Origin of the sequence: Paraburkholderia sp. GAS32 (genome assembly GCF_050434225.1) — a bacterium.
In the GTDB taxonomy this organism is placed as follows: Bacteria; Pseudomonadota; Gammaproteobacteria; order Burkholderiales; family Burkholderiaceae; genus Paraburkholderia; species Paraburkholderia madseniana.
Genome location: NZ_JBNPVS010000034.1, coordinates 16,195 through 37,839, shown reverse-complemented (window position 1 = coordinate 37,839; position 21,645 = coordinate 16,195). Strand labels below are relative to the sequence as shown.

Here is a 21,645-nt window from a genome sequence, read left to right as displayed (position 1 = left end):
GTAGTGCCGGGTTTGACCAGTCAGCCGACAGCCTGGGCGGCGGCCGTTTTTGCATGCTCGATGACCGCCAGTTCCTCCAGCAGGATCGGCGCGCCGAGGCTGCTGGAATGGATACCAAGAACGCTTACTGCCTGCAGGACTGCCGCAATTTCTTCCCTGGTGGCGCCCAACTCGAGCGCCTTGCGGATGTGCCGCCGTGTGCCCGGCGCATACATGTGCGTGCAGGACGCATCGACCGCGATGGCGAGGAATTCCAGTACCTTCGGCTCCAACACGCCCGACATCACGGTGTGCATGCCCATAACCATGAATTTCTCGGCCCAGACCGGATCGAGTTCGGCAAGGGCGTCCCAGGCAGGATTCCAGTTGCCGGTGGCGCGCAGTCGATCGCAGACCGGGGTCGCGCTGTGGCTCAGTTCATTGCTCATCGTTCGTCTCCTCGACATTCTCGAATCGCACGGTGCCTGAACGCGTCGTGCATCTGTGGAGAGGAGTATCGGTGAATGGCAAACTGCCGTTTGACATTCCGGGACAATGAATTTACATTTTGGGACAACAGGGAAAACCTTATGTCCTATCTGCTTCGTAGTGCGGCCCTAACCAATTACGTCGAAGTGGCGCGATCTGTTGGGCTGGACCCCTACCGGCAACTGAGCGACGCGGGAATCAGCCGGTCCGCGTTACTCGACCCCGATATCATGATTCCCGCCGAGGCGGTGGGACGCCTGCTGGAGACATCGGCCGAGGCCGGAGCAATCGAGGATTTCGGGCTACGGATGGCCGAAACGCGGGAGCTTTCCAACCTTGGCGCGCTCGGTTTTGTCGTGCGGGAACAACCGACGTTGCGCAAAGCGCTGGAATCGATGGCGCACTATCTGCGCCTGCAGAACGAAGCGCTCCATATGCGCGTCGAGGAAGCGGAGGGCATCGCCACCATCCGGCAAGACTTGATGGGCGGGCCTCCCGGCTCGGTGCGCCAGGCAGCGGAACTGGTACTGGGCGTCCTGTACCGGACGCTGGGCATGATTCTCGGCCCCGCATGGAAGCCGCGGAGCGTCTGCTTTACGCACGATGCGCCAGCCAGTCTCGCCGTGCACGAGCGGGTATTTGGTGCTCCCTGTGAGTTCAACCAGGATTTCGACGGTATCGTGTGCCTCGCATCCGATCTCGACACCGCGATTCCAACCTACGATCCGGTCATGGCGCAGCTGGTGCGTCGCTACCTGGATTCAATGCTGATTCAGTCCAACGCGACGATGTCGGACAAGGTCAGGAAGCTGGTCATCGCGCTGCTTCCGTCTAGTCGCTGCTCGGTCGAGCGGATAGCGCAGCACCTGGGCGTGGATCGCAGGACCGTACATCGCCACCTCGAGCAGTACGGCGACAGCTATACGTCAATTGTCGATTCGGTACGGGTTGAACTGGTGATGCGCTATGTCGCGAGCCGCGATCGACCGCTGTCCGAAGTTGCGACGCTGCTGGGCTTCTCATCGTTGAGTGCGTTTTCCCGCTGGTTCAGCGGGCGTTTCGGCTGCAGCGTTTCGTCGTGGCGCAGCAAAACATCATCACGAATAACTGATGCCAGCGAAGTGGATTCCCAACCCGTCAGCGCATTGATCCGCGAGCTCTCCCATTACGATGATCCAAACCAACCCTGACATGCGCCTCATCGCCGAGTGCCGTAACCCTGTTCCGTGGTCCATTTGATACTTACGGGGCTATCATGCATCCCGATCCGCCATAGGCCCGCACCTCAACGGATATGTGTACGCGATTCAGCAGTTCGTTCAGCCACCTCTTTGTCGTGTTGTTCGCCGCGCTCCTTGAGGCCCGTGAATCCACTTGCTCCGACAATGACTGACCGCTATCGGGCATGAGCCCCGATGACTGACCGCTTTCGGACACGACTTGCGGGTGACCGCTGTTGTTTAGATTTGTGGGATGCCTGCCCTCGACCATGAGCATGGATGTGCGCCACAGGCGCATGCGGGCAGGCGTCATCCTGTGGCCGCGATGTGCCCGTCGGCGAGCAACTCAGCGGCCGTCGAAACAGTCCGTGTCATCAGGACGAAGTGCCTCCAACGGCTGCAGTACGTCGCGAATCGCCAGCAGATCGGCAACGTATCGGTCGATCTGGTCGATTACGTCCGAGACCTGATCGACGAACGGCTCGTCCCGCGCGCCGACCGTCAGCCCGGCGCCGTTGACGAGCGTGTGGGCGATGCTGTGCAGGCGCAACAGATCGTCTCGCAGGCCTTCCGGGTCGTAAAGGCTGGTACGTACTTCGTCGAGCGTACTCACGGCGTCCAACATTCGCGTCGTGTCGTAGCCCGATTCCAGTGCTTCCAGCGCGGCGGCGTCCACCTCACCATAGGGCGTCGCGGTCACCGCGGCTCTTGCGCTCATGCAGTCGTTACCTCATCGCGTCATCAGGGCGTGCCGCCTGACCAAACAGCGCATCGTTGATCCAGCTCTCCGGCGCACGATCCAGGTGTAGCCGGTAGCGCCCGAACCGGCGGATATTGTGCGTCGGATACGGGCTCAGGAATTCAATATCCTCGGGGCGGATTTTCTCGCCTTCGGCCACCATGTCGCGCAGCGCGCGCATCATGTCCGCAGTGTTCTGCAGGATCACGGCCGATGCAATCAGGTCATTGTAGCGCAGCCGTTTTTGCTGCTCTTCCGGCTCGTTCTCGGCGATCACGTCGCCGCCGAACGACAGCCACTTCGCGAAGCCGTTGTACGACTCGATCTTGTTGGTGTTCGCGGTCACTTCCTGGCGCAGCTCGCGACTGCCGATCCATTCGAGCAGGTAGACCGTGCGCACGACGTTACCAAGTTCGCGCGCCGCGAGATAGAGCCGGTTCTTCCTGCTTTCCGAACCGAGACGGCGCAACAGCAGCGGTGATGAGATCGTGCCCGCCTGGATCGACAGTGCGACCTGCATCAGTTCCTGCCAGTGGCGCTGGATCAGCTCCCAGTCGATGGTGGCCGTGAAGAGCTTATCGATGTGCCTGTATTTCGCATCGTCGCCCGGACGATAGAGCATGAGATCTTTCCAGTTGCGGATACGCGGCATCAGCTTGATCCCGAGCAGATGCGTGAACGCAAACACAGCAGCCGACTGGCCCTGCGTATCGGCATGAACCGTGTCGGCCTTGACCGACAGGCCCGCCTTGAGCAGCCCCTCGATCACATAGATGGCTTCCCACACGCCGGGCGGGATGAAATGCCGGAACACCGCAATGTAGTTGTCGGCAACGTGCCGGTACGCGACGGCGCCCATTTTCCGATAGCGGAAGTGATAGCCTGCGAGCAGGTTGTTGTCGTAGAAATCGTACTGGGTGCCATCGGCAGCCACCGTCTTGCCATCACCCCAGTGCTTTGGCAGATCGAGCCGCAGGTACAGTTCGATCAACTCGCGCTGCGCGGTTTCGAGCTTCTCAAGGCTCATGTGCCGTCGGTTGACGAACGAAAGCATATGCGCCGTCACATCGGTGTCGAGATGGCGTGCCGCCTGGGTCGACCCCAGATTGCAACCCATCGCGAAAATCGTCAGCAGGTACCGCTCGGCCGCCTTGCGTATCTGTGGATCGATACCGGAGAGTGGTCCGAAGTGCCGCGTGAAATGTGTCCAATGCTCTATGTTTGCGAGTATGTCCAGCACGTTGCGGGTTGGCAGCCGCGCGTTGAGCCGCTCTTGCAGCGCGATCGCGCTGGCCGGAATGTCGCGGGCCACGGTCTTGCGCAGGATCGGCTCGTCGTTCTGACCGATCGTGACGTGTTCGCGTTTGTGCGGAAAATCGTCGTCCAGCTTGCGCGCCGTCTCGCTCAGCCACTGGCGCAGTTGGGCAACGAAGTCCTGCCCATTTTCGGGCAATCCGACCTTCGCGCAATAATCGGGCAGTCGCTGCTCGCATTCCCGCCACGGCAGCAGGTGCGCCCGATAGTCGGCATAGGCATCCGAACCGGACACGCACAGGTCACCGACGCGTAGTTCCTCGGCCATGTACGAAAACACGCATAGCTCGAGATAGCGCCGGTTAGTCGGCGCGCCATCACCATGCGAGCGCCGTACAAGCTTGCGCCAGCGCGGCGCTGCAAAGCTCATGTCGACGTCGGCACCGATCCATTCGCGATGCCGTGTTTCGTTCTCCAGCACGACCGCGAGCGCATCAAGTAACGTTCGCACGGGGCTGGTCGAGTCCCACTCAAGCGTGCGGGCAAGACGCAGGATGACCGAGCGATGCGCGCGGAAATGTTTCCATAGGAGAGGCAGGTAGTTGCCGCCGCTGACTGCGCGCACTGCGGCACAGCTCTCGCGCAACGGTTCGAGGTCACCCTTCGGCGCGAGCCATTTGCGGATCGACTTCGCGATGGTCGTCTCGTCGGACTGATCGACGAGAATGTCGACCACGCCGTCAAGGAGGACCACGAGGTCTTCCACCTGCGTGCGCTGCCGGCGCTGGATCACCTCCAGTTCTTCGCTCGCCCGTTTGTGAATCGCCCCCATGCGGCGCACGAACATGTCCGCGAGATCGTCACGGGCACGCACCCGCATCCGGTTGAGCAAGGCCGCGATCAACGTGTAGCGCTTCTCGGGGAGGGTGTCCTTTTTCAGGTTGGCGGCGTCCAGGCTCATGGCCTGGGTTGCCAGCGAGCGCAATTTCGACGCAGGGATCCCAGCGATCGCGGTGGTGAAGTCACCGAGTTCATCAAGCCAGGTGATCTGGTCGATCAGCAGGTCGAGATGCTGACGGGAGGGGCGTTTCGCATGACGCTTGATACGGTTGTAAGCGCTCTGACGGCTCGCCAGATCTCGCGCAAGGAGGCGATCGACGTCGCGCTTCTGCACGTCAGTGAGGCGCCGTGCAACGCGCCGGAAGAGCCGCATTTGGGTCTTCGCATGGATCTGCTCCGTGATGCGGTCCAGCGTCGAGAACGCTGGCAACTCGACGTTCTGCGCGATGAGCTCATCGATCGTGGCGTTGATGATGTCGACCGGCTGGTCCATCGACAGGGCCGCCGTATGCGCCGCGCGTGTCGCGATTACATTGGCGTCGGTCCCATAGTAGGGTTTCACGCCGAGATAGTCGCGAATCGTCAGGTAATGCCGGAACAGGGTCGGAGAGGACTGCGTGTCATAGCCGAACTGAACCGCAGAACCTATATCGGCCGCAGCCCGCACGTGTTCGACGACCGAAGCCGGAATGTTGTCGAGTAGCGGGAAATGATGCATCTGCTGGAAGACTTTGAGCAACACGAGCAGACCCAGCCGGGGTCGCTCACCCCGCGTCGAGCGGCGCGCCCATTCGAGTTCGTCGGTCTGCGGCGTGTAGCATGCGTGCAGGTCCTTCGTGGCAAGGACCTTGGGAAAACGCGGATAGGCGGTGCGCTCGATGGTGGCCATGCGAGTCATCCTGATCGCAGAGGGCCGCTCAGATTAGCGCAAGAAAAATCCGAAGTTACCAGGTCACGTTGAAATGATCCGGACTGTTTTCATAACCAAAAGTCTTATGATAGGAATTTACGCTTACCTTGTTCATACCCCCTCTTCGAGTGCGTCACGCGCAATTGCGCCTTTGACCTCGCGGCCGCGGATCGACAGCATGAAAACCACGGCGCGTCCGTCCGGCGAGACGGCGGGCGCGCGATCAAGAACTTCCATGACGTACCTCGACAATGTCATTCGCGGACTTTGTATTTGTCCTGCGCCGCTCAGCGATAAATCATTCAGAAGTTGAAAGCAGCGCGATCGTCAATGACGCAACGGTTCAGCCTCACCAGGTGTCCGTTATCGATAATCGCCAGGCGACATACGGGCTCGTTATTTTTCAGGCGCCCGTTGTGTTGTAGACGGGTTTGGGTTCTGTGGTGTACGTAATCGGGATAGACGGTTAGTTGCGTATTGGAAGTCAACATTCCTCGTTATGGTGAGCTTTTTCGGGAGCAAGCGTGTGCCACCATCTGGCGAGTGGTCCGGCACTACAGCGTGAAAACACCAATAAGGCTGAATTTACCAGCGGGAACGCAATAGTCGTTTCTGAAGAAGCGTTCGTAGATCACGGCGCGTATCGGTGACGACGTGAATGTAAATCGTGTCGTCGCGCACCTCATATATAACCCGGTTCTGGCCGCTCAATGCTTCCCGGAAATTCAGACCGCCGAAATCTGCAAGCTCAGCCGGGACATAACCGCTCTGCGGGAACTGCCGGATATTGCCAAACGTGACAGCCAAATCCGCGGACGTCTGCTTCCACGTTTCGGCACCGAAGCTTTTGAGGATGTAGCGACGCAAATCCTTCGCATCCTCCTGCGCCTCGTCGAGAGCCAGGAGCTTGGACTTCGTCTGCCCCATCAGCGGATTTGCTCCTTCCGATCAAGGTCGTCGAGTTCGGTGAGAAACTCGTCGGCATCCTTGAATTTCCCCTGTTCGATGTCCTTCTGGCCCAAGGCCAGAATTTTGAGCAGCGCCAGCGTTTGCTGGGTGTCCTCATAGCTTTGCACGTCCTGAACGACGAGCTTTGCTTCGCCATTCTGCGTGATAAGCAGTGGCTCGCCAGAAGCCGTCAAATCCTTGACGATCTGCGCTGCGTCGCTTTTCAGGTAGCTGATTGGCTTTACGTGGTCTGCCAGGCGCATGTCTGATCCTCCGTTTGCCGCCTCATTCAGACCGAATATAGACTAAATTCAGTTTTATGCAAAGTCCTGAATCAGGCTGGGCCGCTCGTGATCTGTCATCGGGGCTCGATTTGCCCTTCAACAAAATACGCTGCAGTTCGACACCATTCATTGGTCGCCATGAATGCGTCGCCCTCTCCTGCATCGCCCGCCTCGCAGGCCACGGGCGATGCAGCGCGCTGGTCCGACCTACGTGTTCAAGTGGCGAATTACAGACAAGCGGGTCGCAACCGACAGCTGGGAACTTGAACTAAAGCGTTCACGAAAAATGAATTATGTTATGTCATCGTAAGCGGCATATTTTGTGTAGATGCGGAAAGTACTTGCGTCCATGACTTTTTGCATCTACAATAAGTAGCATGGAAATTACATTCGATCCCGCCAAAGACGCCAGCAATGTCCGCAAGCACGGCGTGTCTCTCGTCCTGGCGAGCGAGATCGACTGGTCCGACGTGATAGCACGGCCCGACAACCGCAGAGACTATTTCGAGCTGCGCGAGATCGGCTACGCCGTGATCCAGGATCGCCTGTACTGCGTTGTGTTCACGCAGCGTGGCGAGACCATGCACATTATCAGCCTGCGTAAGGCAAACCGCAGAGAGGTCCGTGATGTTCAAGAATCGTAAGCTCATCCCGCCGACGCCTGAAGAAGACGCGGCAATCAATCGCGGCATCGCCGCCGACCCTGACACGTACGAACTGAGCGCGCGTGAGATTGCCGAATTGAAGCCACTTGGTGCGACGCGACGCATGGGTCGTCCCCCGAAGGAAAACCCGAAAGAACAGGTTAGTGTTCGCTACGACGCTGACGTGCTCGAAGCGTTCCGCGCGACTGGCGACGGCTGGCAGACCCGCATGAACGACGCCCTGCGAACCTACCTGAAAGAGCATCCGCTCAAAGCCGCGTGAACTGGACTAACGAGCTCCCAACCGCGCTAGGGGGCTGTGATGCAAATGGCGCAGGCGAGCGAGAAGACCGGCGGTCTTAACCAGCTGAAAAACCCACCTCTCCGGCACAATCGATCATCTGGACGGGTTCGAGCCGCACGTTATTGAAGTCAGCGCCGTACGCTTCGCGACCTCTGCACTGAAACATTAGGTGCGAAGCAGCCTTTCCTGCACGTCCTTCGCAAACCGACTGGCCGCTCCAAGCTCGCTCCACCGGAGCCATAGGGTAGTCAATCCCGCAGGTTGCCGATCGGCCCTTGCGCGCATGTCGGCTGCCGTATTGACTGGTAACGCGGTGAAATCACGCTTGGGCATATCGCTGGACGACTGCGGGAATGGCAGATAGAGTCGCACGACCCATCGGCCGCAATCCTTGTGGCCCGCGTACGGACGCAGGATCTCGCCGTCTGATCCGCGCCGGTCAAAGCTCAACACGTCATCTCTGCGATGGTGGATATGGTTTAAGCACCGTCGGTGATTCTGTAGCCCATGGCGCGATAGCCGCGTTGCCGCTTCTCCCACATTCTCTGCAATGCCGGATGTCCGACATCGACAATATCTGTGATCCGGACATCCGTCTTTGTCGCGTGCTCCCGATGAAGGCGGCCTGCGTACTGCTGAAGTGTGCCTTTCCAGGAGATTGGCATAGCGAGTATCAGCGTGTCGAGCGCCGGGTGATCAAACCCCTCGCCGACCAGCTTCCCGGTCGCCAGCAACACTCGCGGACTATCTGTCTGCAGCGCGTTCAGCGCGTCAATCGCCAGAGCGCGCTGCTTCTTTGACATGCGGCCGTGCAGCGTAAAAAACTTTTCAACCTTCCCCGCCAGTGCTTGCGCAATGGCCTCCAGATGGTCGGTGCGTTCAGTCAACACGAGAATTTTTCGACCATTCGAGAAAGCCACTTCAACTTCATTCGCAATCGCCTCTGTCCGGTCGGCATCGCCCGCGATATGACGGAAGACATCCTGAATCCCTGCGTCGTCGGGTAGCTCTATCCGCGCCGATCGAATCTGTGACACAACTTCCAGATCGTGAGGTGCCGTGTCGGGTCTGGCCGCGGTAAATCGAATCGGCCCGCACTGCATGAAGATGATCGCGTGCTGGCCATCTCGCCGTATCGGTGTCGCCGTCAGACCGAGCACGTATCTGGCCTTGACCCGTTTCAGCAGTGCCTCGAATGACACGGCTGAAAGATGATGGCATTCGTCGACGATGACGTGCCCATAGTTCTCGACCAGCCCGCCCGTCTCGCCCTGACGTGACAGGGATTGCATGACGGCAATATCGATCTTCCCGGTTGGCCTCGCCTTCCCGCCGCCAATAGTGCCAATCATTCCTTTTCCGACGCCCAGGAATGCCTGTAGCCTTTCCTGCCATTGCTTCAGCAACTCGGTACGATGGACCAGCACCAACGTATTGACACCGCGGCGGGCGATCAATGCCGCCGCCGTTACAGTTTTGCCGAACGCGGTAGGCGCACAGAGCACGCCGGTGTCGTAGCGCAGCATCGCCGACACGGCGGCTTCCTGATCAAGGCGAAGCGTGCCGGCGAACGACACATCGAGCGGCTCGCCCGGAATGCGTTCATCATGAACCTCGCAGTCGATTTCGTTTTCGCGCAGCAGATCCTTCGCAGCATCCAGACAGCCTCGTGGCAATCCGATGTGCCTTGGATAGTTCTCCGCGCAACCGATTACACGTGGCTTGTCCCAAACAGGAAAACGCATCGCCTGTGCCTTGAAGAACTCCGGGTTCGGAAAAGCGGCCAATCGAATCAGCCGGTTTAGCAGTGACTGCGGGATCTGCTCCTTTTCAAGGTACACAAGATTCGCCAGGGTAACCGACAGCGACTTCGGCATCGGACCCGGCAGCTTGTTCCGGACCAGGGACGGCGTCCGCCACGGCTCTGCCTGATCGTCGTCAGTGGTGAACGCCACGTCGAGCGGGTGTGCCCCTCCGGTGCAACGAAGGATGGCCGATTCGATCTGCTCGGGGGGAAGAGGCTGGAGTGCCGCGAGGAATGCCCACTGATCCGCGTACGGCTGCAACGTGTCATCTACAAAGACGCTATTGCCCTGCTCACGGGGCTTCTTTTGCAGGGGCAACGCAATCAGATTCCCGAATCCGCCTTTGGGCATCGAGTCCTGATTGGGAAAAAGCCGATCATAGGAAGTCAGCTTCAGCTGACGCGTCCGCGCACAGGTGTGACTGATAATTGCCGTGCCCAGGCGGCGCGCGTCCCGGGCCGGGACCCTCGATTGAAAGAAAATCCATGCGTGCGCACCGTTTCCCGAGCGCGAGACTTCCAGTGCCGCCGGGACATCCAGCTCCCGGCAAGACCGAACGAAAGCGCGCGCATCGTCTCGCCAGTCTGCGTCATCGAAATCCACGGCGAGAAAGTGGCAGGTGTCATCGGCCATCAGCGGGTAGACACCGACAGTGTGACGGCCGGCAAGATGGTCGTATATCACATCGTCGGATAGCGGAATAAGCAGCCGGTTGCCGCAGTCCGAACACTTGATGCGCGGTTTCTCGCAGACCCCGGCGCGCCATTCGTTCGCACACGCTGGCGAATAACCTGACTTGCCGGCCTTACTTTCCCACCGTATCGGATATACATCGGTTCGCCCCTGGAAGATGCGCCTGAAAAGCGCGATCTTCTCATCCGTGGTCAATGGAGAGGGCTCAACCGTGTGCGCAGCGACATCCGGGGGTGTCGCGTCAATTCCATGCGACGCGAGCAGTGCTACGAGCCGGGCGTTTTCCGCGCGCAACTGCTCCACCTCGCGATCAGCGGTCATCGGAGACGTACTCCGCAAAAAACATGTTCATGTCGTCGCTGACCTCGTAACCGAAGTTGCAGCTGACGCGGCGTACTGAGTCGAGCCGCGCGACAAGAGCATCGCGTTCACCGTGTGGCAGGGCGACCGCCGACTTCAGCGCCTGTTCATACATGCGCACCAGCGCCGCGAGGAAGGCTTCGTCGTCCATCCCGATGTCATCGCAAAAAACCGGCGGCCCGCTCGCAATAAAAGACCTGGAGCTCCGCCAGTCCCTCTGGCCGTCCGATCGCCTTCCTGTAGTCCGAGATCGCTTGCTTCGCCTTCGAGACCGACGGGGTTTGATTCTTGAAAACATCCGGCCACAGGCACCTGCCTATTATGCTCTTGTAAGGCTTCAGGACATCGTCGCCTATCCCGAAGCGGGCGTGCAGGAACGCCTGGTTATCCTTGCTCGCAGCGCACAGGTCCTGGACAAGGCGCAGCAAGCCGGCACGATCGAACGCTGAAAGCTGGCCCTTGATATCGGCCCATGCGGGATTGGTTGTCTTTTTCACGGTTACGGAGACTGCGAATAGAGCTATTCTCTTACTGGCGTGATGGCGGTAGAACCAATGTCAGGCGAGGCTATGCGCAGACTGACTGCCTGACTCGAATGTCAATCTCCGATCGTTAAACGACTACTCAGAGGCAGGCTACCACGTGTAAAAGGAAACGCCCCGAGGAGTGCGCGTACAACGAAGTTTCATGCCGCGGCAGGCCGGAGGAGTCTACGAAAGAATCCGTAAATTGCGGATGCGACCGATCGACGGCGACCGTTCAAGGATCAGGCTTGTGACGAACTCGGGCAGCAATGCCCGGGGCACAGTGGCGGGCACCCCGCCGATCATCTGCGAAGGAACGTGTACGATGAAATCGTCCGGTGCGGCTGCCAGACTGTGTTCGTAGGTGACTCGATAGTCCATTTTATTGCTATTCGGGTAGTTCAGATCCTTCATCCGGTCCGAGTTCCGCCTCGATCTGCTCAATCGACGGCAGGTCAGGCATGAGCGGCGCAGGAATGTCGCGCAGCAACTGGTATTCAGCGACGCCCATCGGATTGGCAATGCCGCGCAGCGCGTACTCGGCGACAAGTCGATTGTTCTCCTTGCAGAGCAGCAGTCCTATCGTCGGCTGGTCGTCTGGCGCCTTCACCTGCGCGTCGACCGCCGACAGATAGAAGTTGAGCTGACCAGCATATTCAGGCTTGAACGGCGTCGCCTTCAGCTCGACCACGACGTAACACCGCAGCTTCAGATGGTAAAACAGCAGGTCAATGAAGAACTCATCGCCTGCCACCTCGAGCCTGTATTGCCGTGCGACGAACGCGAAGCCGGCGCCAAGTTCGAGCAGGAAGCGCGTGATGTGCCGGGTAAGCGCGTTCTCGATGTCCCTTTCCTGGGCGTTTTCGGTCAGGCCAAGAAAATCGAAGATGTACGGATCCTTGAGCGCGTCGCGGGCGAGATCGGACTGGGGCGGAGGCAAGCGATTGGGGAAATTGGTCACCGCGTTGCCCTGGCGTTCCTGCAGGCGATTCTCGATCTGCATCACCAGCACATTGCGAGACCAGCCGTGTTCGATCGATTTGGCGGCATACCACTCGCGTGCTTCGGGCGCCTTCAGCTTGTCCAGCAACGTGACCACATGGGACCACGGCAATTGTGCAACAGGCTGTTGCACAAATTCATCGCCGGGCCAAGCCTCGGCCAGCGTACGCATGTACTTCAGGTTCCGCGGAGAAAACCCGCGCATGTCCGGAAACGCCAGGCGCAGATCGCGCGCCAGCTGGTCGACGACCTTCGCGCCCCACCCCTGCCGCCGCTGCCGCTCAAGAATCTCGCGGCCTATCTGCCAGTACAGCGATACCAGCTCCCGGTTGACCGATAACGCGGCACGCTGCCGCGCCTGCTCGACGCGGGACTTGAGGCCGGTGAGCCAGGCGATATAGTCAGCGGTGGTGAAAGACACTTCGGTCATACAGTCCTGCGAAACATGGGTGCGGCAACTGCCGACGGATTACACCGATTATCAACGGTCACCGTCGAGGCGGCAATTGCTTCTGAAGCGCACGAGATCCCGACGGCACACGGTCATCAAGGATGTGTACCCTCCTCCTCAGTCCTGCCAGCAACGGGTGCGACAGCCTTCGCATCGACAATCCGGATTTCTGCGCCCACTGCTGGATGCAACCGCATTGCCGCGTGTCTGCTGATTGAAACCTCTCAATATCCTAGAAAGACAAATTCTACCTACGACGCCGAATCGAAGTTTGTGCCGACCGGCTCTGCAAGCGCGAACCTCGGCCTTTTATTGGAAGCCCAGTTGCCGCTGCATAGCAGCGGTCGGATGGGAAAACGTAGACATTGACCGTTAGTTGCGTTTTATGGTCAATCGAACGCCAAAAAATCGAACTCCCGCACCTTGCACCTGATCATCTGAAACCGTTGCGAAGGCATTGATAACTTGCCGTGCGGTAATCGGGGCATCCCCAGACGTCCGCCGCCACGAGATATCTCATTGACCACATTGAATCTGCCGCCCTTTGGAACAAGTTGGTCGGCACTCATCTGATCGCCGCACGTGTCTATCGTCATCGAATTCTTCGCGTGGCTCGCTCGGGGACGCTCACAAAAAAGCTACGCATCTGATAACGGAGTTCGACTACCGGCTGAAAATCCTGCTTCCCAGGTTCAGGCCCGGCACTGCCATTCATGCGGTGGCAGCCTGACTGGCGGAAGTTGGCTAGATCACAGCGTGATACGTTTTGAAGGTGCACTGATTGTTGCGGCGACGCCAACATGAACAGAACCCGGCAAATTGGCCCGGTACCCGTTGCCCGAAGCGAAAAGCCCGCTTCCGGCTCGACTACGCGAAGTAGCTGATCCCCGAGGCGATCATTAGCAAGTTCACGGCGCGAGCGAAATGATTGTCTGACAGCCGCTTGTAGAGCGTCATGCCAACAGCGGTTCCGAGAAGCACAGCGGGTGTGCAGAGCAAGGGCACGGTCAAGTTGACGAGCGTAGGCTACGTGTCTGTCTCGAGAGTAGTTATCCTTATCAGATAACTCGGTTGGCTGCGGTTGAGACAGTCCAGTCATGCCATCTGGCGAGGCGTTCTTTTAGTATGGCGCGATGACATGCCGCGCTCATCTGATGTCTGGGCAACGCGAAGTGCTGCCGGATCGGGCCGAAGCATGAGAGAAACGCTTGCGTGCGCCGCGCGTCGCGAAAGTCGCACATCTGGCGTTCGCGCCTGCGGGTTGGCTGGTGGCTATTCTCGGCGCGGTTGTTCACGCGAGCAGCCGCTTTGACAAAGACGTACTTCACCTGAGCGAGTTCAGGAATATCAGCCTTCGCCGCCGGATAGCTGCGCAGTTGATCGGTAACGATCTTGTGCGGCACCGGGTTTGATCGCAGCACCCGCCGGAAGAAGCGCTTGGCCGCGGCCTTGTCGCGCCGCTTTTGTACCAGCACGTCGAGCTCGGCGCCATGCTCGTCGACCGCACGCCACAACAGATACGGCTCGCCGCGCAGTGTCACGAACATCTCGTCAAGGTGCAAGGTGCTGCCCGGGGCTCTGGTGCAAATCGGAGGAGCCGGTAGGTTACGCTCGGGTTTTGACGATCGCGAGCACGCAATGAGTAAGCAGATAGACATTGACCGGCTGTTCGACGGCCGTCACTTTGACCGCGAAGTCATCGTCCTGTGTGTGCGTTGGTACCTGCGTTACAAGCTCAGCCTTCGAGACCTTGTCGAAATGATGGCCGAGCGCGGCCTGTCGATTGCGCACACGACGATCATGCGCTGGGTCAAGCGGTTCACGCCGGAGTTCGTCAAGCGCTGGGATCGCTTTGCTACGGCAGCCGGTCGGTCGTGGAGAGTCGACGAGACGTATGTGAAGGTCCGTGGCAAATGGGTCTATCTCTACCGTGCAGTTGACCGGGCAGGAAAGACTGTCGCTTTCAGGCTTAGCGCCAAGCGCGATGTCGCCGCGGCCAAGGCCTTCTTCGCGAAGGCGATCAAGAGTCAAGGGCGCGCTCCGAAGACCATCACGCTGGACGGCTACGCGGCGTCTCACCGCGCGGTGCGAGAAATGAAGACTGACGGGTTGCTGCCCGAGGACACGACGTTGCGATCGTCGAAGTACTTGAACAACTTGATCGAGCAGGATCATCGCAATATCAAGTCCAGGGTCAACGCGATGCTCGGCTTCAAACGCTTCAGGAATGCAGCCGTTACGATCTCCGGCATCGAATTGATGCATCGCATTCGCAAAGGTCAGTTAAACCTCACAAAGCTGCCTCTCAAAGATACCGCTGCGCCTGCTGTTTGGAAGGCGGTCCTCTCAGCACGATGAAGTAACGGTGAATACGCCGCGTTTCGCTCGCGCCCGTAATTTGCACCAGAGCCCATTTTTCGAGAGATCCGCGTTTTCGATTGCATCGCGAGCAGCCCACAGCCGCGCGGAGTTCCGGCGAGCGGCGCTAAACCAGGGCGGCACCGTGCACCGCTCGTCGAACAGAAAGGCCGTGAAGCGGGACTCGACAAGATCGGTCAGGTGCGCTCGCGCATGACCTCGGTCAGATCTTGAGCGGAAACGTCGACGGAGGAAGGCCTCGTGCAGCGTAGCTACGGTAGAGGTCTGCTCCTGTTGACTTCAGGTGTTCTCGTTGAAAAGGATTTACGGGTGACGAAAATATCGTCACAATCGCGCCAACGATCATGGGATGTTTATTGCAGCGGGGCGTGACCACGCCGGACGGCGACGCGATGATCATCCGCGAGACCACGCACCGATTCGGCCCGCCGTCGTTTCACCGCTCCATGATAGGCCGGCGGGCTAATTACACGCATTCCCGATTTGCGCGAATTTACTGCAAATATTTCCGCCGATTTTGCGAGTGCACGCTTCGTGCTCGGCTTCTGCGCATCTTGAGCGGACTGGCCATGTCGCAAGAAGTGGGCAGATCAAAAGTAAAGAGAACTGCGATCGTAGCGTAGGATGTTTGCAGGTCGTATCAGCAATCTGCCCTCCGCTGTGCCCGAAGTAGCGACAGGTCGTCTATCACATCAGCGCCGAGGTGCCCATGAGTGGGCAGCCACGTTCGCAGTCAGATGTAGTCGCGACTCAATGCGCCAGAAAGTCCATCACCATGCGATTGAATTTCTCCGCATGTTCCCACTGCGCCCAGTGCCCGCAACGGCTGAAAATATGCATCTCGGCATTCTGCATGCCGCCAACCAGACGCAAACCCACATCCATCGGCACGAAGCGATCGTCGCGTCCCCAGATCACCAGCGTCGGCGCCGCGATCTCGCCAAGCCGCGGGCCGTAGTCGTTGAACTGCTTCGGATTGGCCGCGAGACTCTTCACGAAGTTTTCCAGATGATCACGACGTGCCAGCATATTGTCGAGCCGCGCCTGCATCAGATCGTCGGTCAGCGCGCTGGTGTCGAACACGAACACATTCATCATCCGCTTCAGGTTTTCAATCGTCGGTTCGCGATACAGGCCTTGCAGTAGCTTGATGCCTTCTGTCGGCATCGGCACGAACTGGCTGGGACCGCCCGTGCCGCCGCCCATCAGGATAAGCTTTCCGACGCGCTGCGGATTGGCGAGCGCGAACGCCACGGCGCTATGGCCGCCCATTGAATTGCCGATGATGTGCCCGCGTTCGATATCGAGCGCGTCGAGCAGGCTTTTCAACGAACGCGCGTTGAGTTCGGAGCGCGAGCCATCGCATACGACCGGATCGCTTTTGCTCCAGCCCAGGCAGTCCATCAGGATGACCCGATAGCCCGCCGCGACGAGCGGCTCGACATTGCGGTTGAAGTTCGCCCAGCCGCTCGCGCCGGGGCCCGAGCCGTGCAGCATCACCACGGCTTCTCCGCCCTGTCCTGCGTCGTTGTAGTGCAACTGCACTTCGCAATCACCTTCCTTGATACGCACGAATTTGCTGGTCGACGCTTCGGTGATGGCCGATACATTTGAGGTCATGTTGCTTTCCTTTATCTGAAGAGAGTTGATTGACCGCGCACGCCGCTCAGTCGCGCGCGATTAGCATTCGGCGGCGTACCAGCGCTATTGCGCAGTAGCCGGCGCATAGGCAGGCGCCGACTTGCCGACGACGAGCCACGCCGCGATCGCCGCAATGGCGATCAACGGAATGCTCGCGCTCAGCAGCACGGATGCGCTCTGCCCGATCGCCAGCAACTGGCCGGCGATCAAAGGTCCGAGAATCGAACCCATGCGCCCCACCGCCACCGCGGCGCCCACGCCAGTGCCACGCACGTGGGTCGGATAGATGCTGCTCGCGAGCGCATACAACACCGACTGTCCGCCGACGAGAAACAGCCCCGCGAGCAAGCCGCCGCACGCCATCGACGCGCCGCCGTTCGCCGCGACGAGCGCCGCCAATGCCGCCGCGATGCCCAGATACATGCCGGTCACCGTGCGACGCCGGCCGATCCGATCCATCAGGCTCGCGATCACGATCGCGCCGATGCCGCCGCCGACGTTGAACATCATCTGCACGACGCTCGATTGCACGCGTGAGAGTCCACGGCTAAGCACCAGCGACGGCAGCCAGTTGATCAGGAAGTACAGCACGATCAGCGTGCCCAGATAGCTGATCCACAACGCGACGGTCGTGCCGGCCCGCCCTTCCTTCCACAATGCCTGCGCGATGCCGGACTGCGCTTCGCCCAACCCACGCGAGCCGCCCACTGCCGAGCGCGCGGCAATGAAGTGCGCCGACTCACGCATGAAGATCGCCAGCAACGGCAACACCAGCAGCGGTCCAACGCCGCCGACATAGAAGATATGCCGCCAGCTCGCATCACCCGGACTCACGATGCCGATCACCGCCGCGAGCGCGGCACCAAACGGCATGCCGCAATACATCGCGCCCACCGCCGTGTTGCGTTGATCCGGCGACGCGGCTTCCGAGCACAGCGCGATCAGGTTCGGCATCGCCGCGCCCAGACCGAGCCCCGTCAAAAAACGCGCGGCCAGCAGACTGTTCAGGTCCCACACCTGCGTGGTGGTAATCGAAAAGATGCCGAACAGCGCGACCGACAGCATCAGCACGCGCTTGCGCCCGAGCTTGTCGGCGAGCCGTCCGCCGATCGCCGCGCCGGGCAATAGGCCGAGTGCGCCGATGCTGAAAGCCCAGCCCATCTGCGCGACGGCGAGATGAAATTCGCGCGCCATACGCGGTGCGGCGACGCCGGTCGATTGCAGATCCAGCCCTTCGAGTAACGCGACAATCAGGCATAGGCCGATCGTGACGGTGCCGCTGGTGCGGGTGTTGGTTGATCGCTGCATAAAAAGTCTCCAATGTATTTTCAGCATCGCTCTTGGCGGCGATAACGCTGGGTGGTGTCGATGGCGGCGCAGGCCGCCGGCAGGCTTCGAAAAATGCGCTAGACGCTGGCCGCGCGTTTCAGGTCCAGCGCCACGTCGACGATCATGTCTTCCTGACCGCCGACCATCCGCCGCCGGCCCAGCTCGACCAGAATGTCGACAGCTTTCAGGCCGTACTTCTTCGCGGCCACTTCGGAATGCCGCAAAAAGCTCGAATACACACCCGCATAACCGAGTGCCAGCGTTTCACGGTCCACGCGCACCGGGCGGTCCTGCAAGGGCCGTACGATGTCGTCGGCGGCGTCCATCAGCGTGTAGAGATCGGTGCCGTGATGCCAGCCGGCGCGTTCGGCCGCGGCAATGAACACTTCCAGTGGCGCATTGCCCGCACCCGCGCCCATTCCCGCGAGGCTCGCATCGATGCGGTCGCAGCCTTCTTCCACGGCGACGAGCGAGTTCGCGACGCCGAGGCTCAGATTGTGATGCGCGTGCATGCCGGTTTTCGTCTCGCGTTTCAGCACGGCCTTCAACGCGCGAAAGCGCGCGCGCACGTCGTTCATGTTCATCGCGCCGCCGGAGTCGACCACGTAGATGCACGTCGCGCCATAGCTCTCCATCTTTTTCGCTTCGACTGCGAGGTTCTCCGGCGTAGTCATGTGGCTCATCATCAGGAAGCCGACCGTGTCCATGCCGAGTTCGCGTGCGTATTCGATGTGCTGCTTCGAGATGTCCGCCTCGGTGCAGTGCGTCGCGACCCGCACGATGCGTGCGCCCGCCTGGTACGCGGCCTTCAGATCGTGAATCGTGCCGATGCCGGGCAACAGCAGCGTGGCGATCTGCGCGTACTCGACCACGTCCGCGACCGCTTCGATCCATTCGAGATCGCTATGCGCACCAAAGCCGTAGTTGAAGCTCGAACCTTGCAGGCCGTCGCCATGCGCGACCTCGATGCTGTCCACTTTTGCCTTGTCGAGTGCGTGCGCGATCTGCTGCACGTTGTCGATCGAGTACTGATGACGGATCGCGTGGCTGCCGTCGCGCAGCGTCACGTCGGAGATATAGAGTTTCTTGTCCATGCGAAGAGTCTCCTTAGGCCTGCACGAGGGATTGCGCCATGCGCTCCGCGGTCGCGAGCGCGGCCGAGGTCATGATGTCGAGATTGCCCGCGTACGCCGGCAGATAATGCGCGGCGCCTTCGACCTCGATGAATACCGAGGTTTTCAGGCCGCTAAAGCGGCCAAGGCCCGGAATATTCAGCGGTGCATCGGCGGAGATGACGTCGAACTGCACCTTCTGCTTCAAACGATAGCCCGGCACGTATGCATGCACGGCGGCGGCCATCGCTTCGATCGATGCTTCCACGCGCGCCTGATCGGCGAGTTCGGACAGCACGTAGACCGTGTCGCGCATCATCACCGGCGGCTCGGCCGGATTGAGCACGATGATCGCCTTGCCTTTGGCCGCGCCGCCCACCGCTTCGATCGCCTTCGACGTGGTTTCGGTGAACTCGTCGATATTCGCGCGCGTGCCGGGCCCGGCCGATTTGCTGCTGATCGACGCGACGATTTCCGCGTAGTGGACCTTCGCCACGCGAGACACCGCTGCGACCATCGGAATCGTGGCCTGGCCGCCGCACGTCACCATGTTGACGTTGAGGCTGTCGAGGTGCGTGTCGAGATTGACGACCGGCACGCAGTACGGACCGATCGCCGCGGGCGTCAGGTCGATCAGGCGGATGCCCGGTTTCAGCGCGCGCAGAAACGCGTCGTTCTTCACGTGCGCGCCGGCCGAAGTGGCGTCGAACACGAAGTCGATGTCGTTGAACACCGGCAGACGCGTCAGTCCTTCCACGCCTTCGTGCGTGATCGCGACGCCGAGCCGCGCGGCGCGCGCCAGACCGTCGGATGCCGCATCGATGCCGACCATCGCCGCCATTTCCAGATGCTCGCTATGCCGCATGATCTTGACCATCAGATCGGTGCCAATGTTGCCGGAGCCGATGATCGCGGCCCTGAGTTTTTCGCTTGCCATGTCAGTCCTCAATCGGGTGAATGCTTATACGGAGAAAATTGCGCGAACGCTGCCAAGACCCTCGATCTGTGCGCTGAAGGTGCCGGGCTGCGTGACGGCGACCATTGGGCCGAGCGCGCCTGTCATGAGGACGTCGCCCGCTCGCAGCGGCGTGCCGAGGTGCTGCATCCGGTCCGCGAGCCACACGGCGGCGTTCAGCGGATTGCCCAGACACGCCGCGCCGTTGCCGCGCGAAAGCGTTTCGGAATCGTTCGAAAGCGTCATCGCACAGGCCGCGAGATCGACATCGCGCAGCAACACTGGCCGGATGCCCAATACGAAGCGCGCGCTCGACGCGTTGTCCGCGACGGTATCGACGAAGCGGATATTCCAGCCCTCGATGCGGCTGTCCACCACTTCGATCGCGGCGACCGCGTAGGCCGTCGCGCGAATCAGGTCGGCGTAGGTATGCTTTTCATGCGTGAGGTCGTGCTCGAGCACGAGCGCGATTTCCGCTTCGACTTTCGGCTGAATCAGTTCGCCAAGCGCGATGGGCTGGTTGTCGCCATGAGCCATCGACGCGAACAACGCGCCGAAGTCGGGTTGTTCGACGCCAAGCTGGCGTTGAACCGCAGGCGAGGTCAGCCCGATTTTGCGTCCGACGATGCGTTCGCCAGCGGCCACGCGTGCGTCGACGTTGATCTGATGCACGGTGTACGCAAGATCGCCGGCGTCGGCCGCGCTCAAATGGGCGAATAGCTCGTCGTCCCGCAGCGGTGCAACGGTCTGCCGAGTGCGTTCGGATTCGCGCAGCCGCAGGGCGAGCGCTTCGGCATGGGTTCGATGGTTCATGGTGACTTCCATAAAGCGTTAGACGGTTTCGGCAACGGGTTGCGCGTGCATCGCGCCGAAGCCCGCGATCCATTCGGGGATTGGCCGGTAGTAATCGAGCGTCGCACGGTACGGTCCGTACGCCTGCAGCGCGCCGAATGCCGCGATCCAGGTCCGCACCTCGTGCGCGGACTTGCCGGCGTCGCGTGTGATCGCAGTGTCGGTGAAGCCGTCGAGCGCGGGCAGTTCGCCCTCCTCGAGCAGCTTCAGGAATGCGCGGTCCCACTCGGGATTGAGCGGATGCAGGCGGCTGTCGCCCGCCGCGAATGCGCGAGCAGCCGCGACGGTGCGAGCCTGGCGCGCCGCCCGTGATTCGGGCGACGGATTGCGGCCGGCGATCAACCGCTCGGCGACTTCGTCCGTTGCACCTGCAAGTTCAGGCACTGGAGGTTCGTGCGAAATGCCGCCGGAGCCGATCACCAGCACGCGCTGGTTGGAGCGCGCGAGGCGGTGGCCCAGCGCGTCGCCGAGCAAACGCGCGCGGCGGCATGACGCCATGGGTGGTGCGACCGAATTGATGAACACCGGCACGACCGGATAACGATCCAGTGCGCCTGTGAGAATCTCCAGCGCCTGCGCGCAGCCGTGGTCTACCTGCATCCGATACGAGACAGCGACGTCGACATCGGCCGCGAGCGCGGCTTCCGCAAGATCGAGGGCGGTGTCGGCGGGGACGGCAAGCTGGCCTGCCAGACTGCCGAAGTCGCCGATCGCGCTTGCCGACGCGCCGATGCAGAACGGCGGCATCACGTCGTAGAAGAAACCGTTGTAGTGATCCGGCGCGAACACGACGACCAGTTCCGGATCGAAGGCGGCAACGCGTGCGCGCGCCGCTGCATGAATCCGCTCGACTTCAGCGACGATGTCCGGCGCCGGGTCGTAGTAGCCGCTGAGCGGCGTATGGGAAAGACATTCGAGCAGTATTGGCATG

At 60.5% G+C, this 21,645-nt stretch carries 21 protein-coding genes and 1 pseudogene; 4 read left to right on the top strand and 18 right to left on the bottom strand.

Annotated features, from left to right (window positions below):
• Positions 1-20 precede the first annotated feature (20 nt).
• The gene (locus P3T25_RS32470) at positions 21-428 is read right to left on the bottom strand and encodes a carboxymuconolactone decarboxylase family protein (RefSeq protein WP_429360994.1); all 408 of its coding nucleotides are present in this window, start codon (positions 426-428) and stop codon (positions 21-23) included.
• Positions 429-569: 141 nt separating this feature from the next.
• On the opposite strand from P3T25_RS32470, the gene P3T25_RS32465 reads away from it, so the two are divergent.
• Positions 570-1,658 (top strand): AraC family transcriptional regulator, encoded by a 1,089-nt coding sequence (locus P3T25_RS32465; RefSeq protein ID WP_429360992.1) that lies wholly within the window; start codon positions 570-572, stop codon positions 1,656-1,658.
• Positions 1,659-2,034: 376 nt separating this feature from the next.
• Here the strand turns inward: P3T25_RS32465 and tnpC are convergent, their stop codons facing one another.
• From tnpC to P3T25_RS32440, 5 genes are all read right to left on the bottom strand, one after another.
• Positions 2,035-2,406: a Tn3 family transposase post-transcriptional regulator TnpC gene (gene tnpC / locus P3T25_RS32460; RefSeq protein ID WP_429360990.1), complete on the bottom strand. Its 372-nt coding sequence runs from the start codon at positions 2,404-2,406 to the stop codon at positions 2,035-2,037.
• Between the two features lie 7 nt (positions 2,407-2,413).
• Positions 2,414-5,410: a Tn3 family transposase gene (locus P3T25_RS32455; RefSeq protein WP_429360988.1), complete on the bottom strand. Its 2,997-nt coding sequence runs from the start codon at positions 5,408-5,410 to the stop codon at positions 2,414-2,416.
• Positions 5,411-5,542: 132 nt separating this feature from the next.
• Positions 5,543-5,668 carry a hypothetical protein gene (locus P3T25_RS32450; RefSeq protein ID WP_429360986.1) on the bottom strand — a complete coding sequence of 42 codons (126 nt, stop codon included), beginning with the start codon at positions 5,666-5,668 and terminating at the stop codon, positions 5,543-5,545.
• Positions 5,669-6,016: 348 nt separating this feature from the next.
• Entirely contained in the window at positions 6,017-6,358 is a 342-nt protein-coding gene (locus P3T25_RS32445; protein WP_429360984.1) for a type II toxin-antitoxin system RelE/ParE family toxin, read from the bottom strand.
• On the bottom strand, positions 6,358-6,642 hold the full coding sequence (locus tag P3T25_RS32440) for a type II toxin-antitoxin system Phd/YefM family antitoxin (RefSeq protein ID WP_211607566.1): 285 nt from the start codon (positions 6,640-6,642) through the stop codon (positions 6,358-6,360). Before P3T25_RS32440 ends, P3T25_RS32445 begins: the two co-directional genes overlap by 1 nt.
• A gap of 398 nt (positions 6,643-7,040) precedes the next feature.
• Here P3T25_RS32440 and P3T25_RS32435 point away from each other — a divergent pair, with 398 nt between their 5' ends.
• Together P3T25_RS32435 and P3T25_RS32430 are read left to right on the top strand one after the other, a co-directional pair.
• Positions 7,041-7,307, top strand: coding sequence for a BrnT family toxin (locus P3T25_RS32435; RefSeq protein ID WP_169489985.1), 267 nt, complete (start codon positions 7,041-7,043; stop codon positions 7,305-7,307).
• A complete protein-coding gene (locus tag P3T25_RS32430) occupies positions 7,291-7,590 on the top strand; it encodes a BrnA antitoxin family protein (RefSeq protein WP_169489984.1) in 300 nt (99 codons plus the stop codon). Before P3T25_RS32435 ends, P3T25_RS32430 begins: the two co-directional genes overlap by 17 nt.
• A gap of 500 nt (positions 7,591-8,090) precedes the next feature.
• On the opposite strand, the gene P3T25_RS32425 is transcribed toward P3T25_RS32430, so the two are convergent.
• The 6 genes and pseudogenes from P3T25_RS32425 to P3T25_RS32400 all read right to left on the bottom strand — a co-directional run.
• Positions 8,091-10,304, bottom strand: coding sequence for a TOTE conflict system archaeo-eukaryotic primase domain-containing protein (locus P3T25_RS32425; RefSeq protein WP_429360980.1), 2,214 nt, complete (start codon positions 10,302-10,304; stop codon positions 8,091-8,093).
• Between the two features lie 115 nt (positions 10,305-10,419).
• Positions 10,420-10,620, bottom strand: a complete 201-nt coding sequence (locus P3T25_RS32420; RefSeq protein ID WP_266261042.1) for a hypothetical protein — start codon at positions 10,618-10,620, stop codon at positions 10,420-10,422.
• Between the two features lie 7 nt (positions 10,621-10,627).
• A complete protein-coding gene (locus P3T25_RS32415; RefSeq protein WP_266261041.1) occupies positions 10,628-10,966 on the bottom strand; it encodes a hypothetical protein in 339 nt (112 codons plus the stop codon).
• A 213-nt stretch (positions 10,967-11,179) separates the two neighbouring features.
• Entirely contained in the window at positions 11,180-11,374 is a 195-nt protein-coding gene (locus P3T25_RS32410; protein WP_266261079.1) for a hypothetical protein, read from the bottom strand.
• 7 nt (positions 11,375-11,381) lie between these two features.
• Entirely contained in the window at positions 11,382-12,425 is a 1,044-nt protein-coding gene (locus P3T25_RS32405; RefSeq protein WP_429360978.1) for a PDDEXK nuclease domain-containing protein, read from the bottom strand.
• A gap of 1,079 nt (positions 12,426-13,504) precedes the next feature.
• Positions 13,505-14,026: pseudogene (locus tag P3T25_RS32400) on the bottom strand (IS6 family transposase); the annotation flags it as partial.
• 58 nt (positions 14,027-14,084) lie between these two features.
• Between P3T25_RS32400 and P3T25_RS32395 the strand changes: the two are divergent.
• Positions 14,085-14,804, top strand: a complete 720-nt coding sequence (locus tag P3T25_RS32395; protein ID WP_408518838.1) for an IS6 family transposase — start codon at positions 14,085-14,087, stop codon at positions 14,802-14,804.
• Between the two features lie 771 nt (positions 14,805-15,575).
• Here the strand turns inward: P3T25_RS32395 and P3T25_RS32390 are convergent.
• The 6 genes from P3T25_RS32390 to P3T25_RS32365 all read right to left on the bottom strand — a co-directional run bounded on the left by P3T25_RS32390 (position 15,576) and on the right by P3T25_RS32365 (position 21,644).
• On the bottom strand, positions 15,576-16,445 hold the full coding sequence (locus P3T25_RS32390) for an alpha/beta fold hydrolase (protein WP_429360975.1): 870 nt from the start codon (positions 16,443-16,445) through the stop codon (positions 15,576-15,578).
• A gap of 84 nt (positions 16,446-16,529) precedes the next feature.
• Positions 16,530-17,774, bottom strand: coding sequence for a 3-(3-hydroxy-phenyl)propionate transporter MhpT (gene mhpT / locus P3T25_RS32385; protein ID WP_429360973.1), 1,245 nt, complete (start codon positions 17,772-17,774; stop codon positions 16,530-16,532).
• Between the two features lie 98 nt (positions 17,775-17,872).
• Positions 17,873-18,889, bottom strand: a complete 1,017-nt coding sequence (dmpG, locus tag P3T25_RS32380) for a 4-hydroxy-2-oxovalerate aldolase (protein WP_429360971.1) — start codon at positions 18,887-18,889, stop codon at positions 17,873-17,875.
• Positions 18,890-18,902: 13 nt separating this feature from the next.
• Positions 18,903-19,844, bottom strand: coding sequence for an acetaldehyde dehydrogenase (acetylating) (locus P3T25_RS32375; protein ID WP_429360969.1), 942 nt, complete (start codon positions 19,842-19,844; stop codon positions 18,903-18,905).
• Between the two features lie 24 nt (positions 19,845-19,868).
• Entirely contained in the window at positions 19,869-20,675 is an 807-nt protein-coding gene (locus P3T25_RS32370) for a fumarylacetoacetate hydrolase family protein (protein WP_429360967.1), read from the bottom strand.
• Positions 20,676-20,693: 18 nt separating this feature from the next.
• Positions 20,694-21,644, bottom strand: a complete 951-nt coding sequence (locus P3T25_RS32365) for a 3-carboxyethylcatechol 2,3-dioxygenase (protein ID WP_429360965.1) — start codon at positions 21,642-21,644, stop codon at positions 20,694-20,696.
• Position 21,645 lies beyond the last annotated feature (1 nt).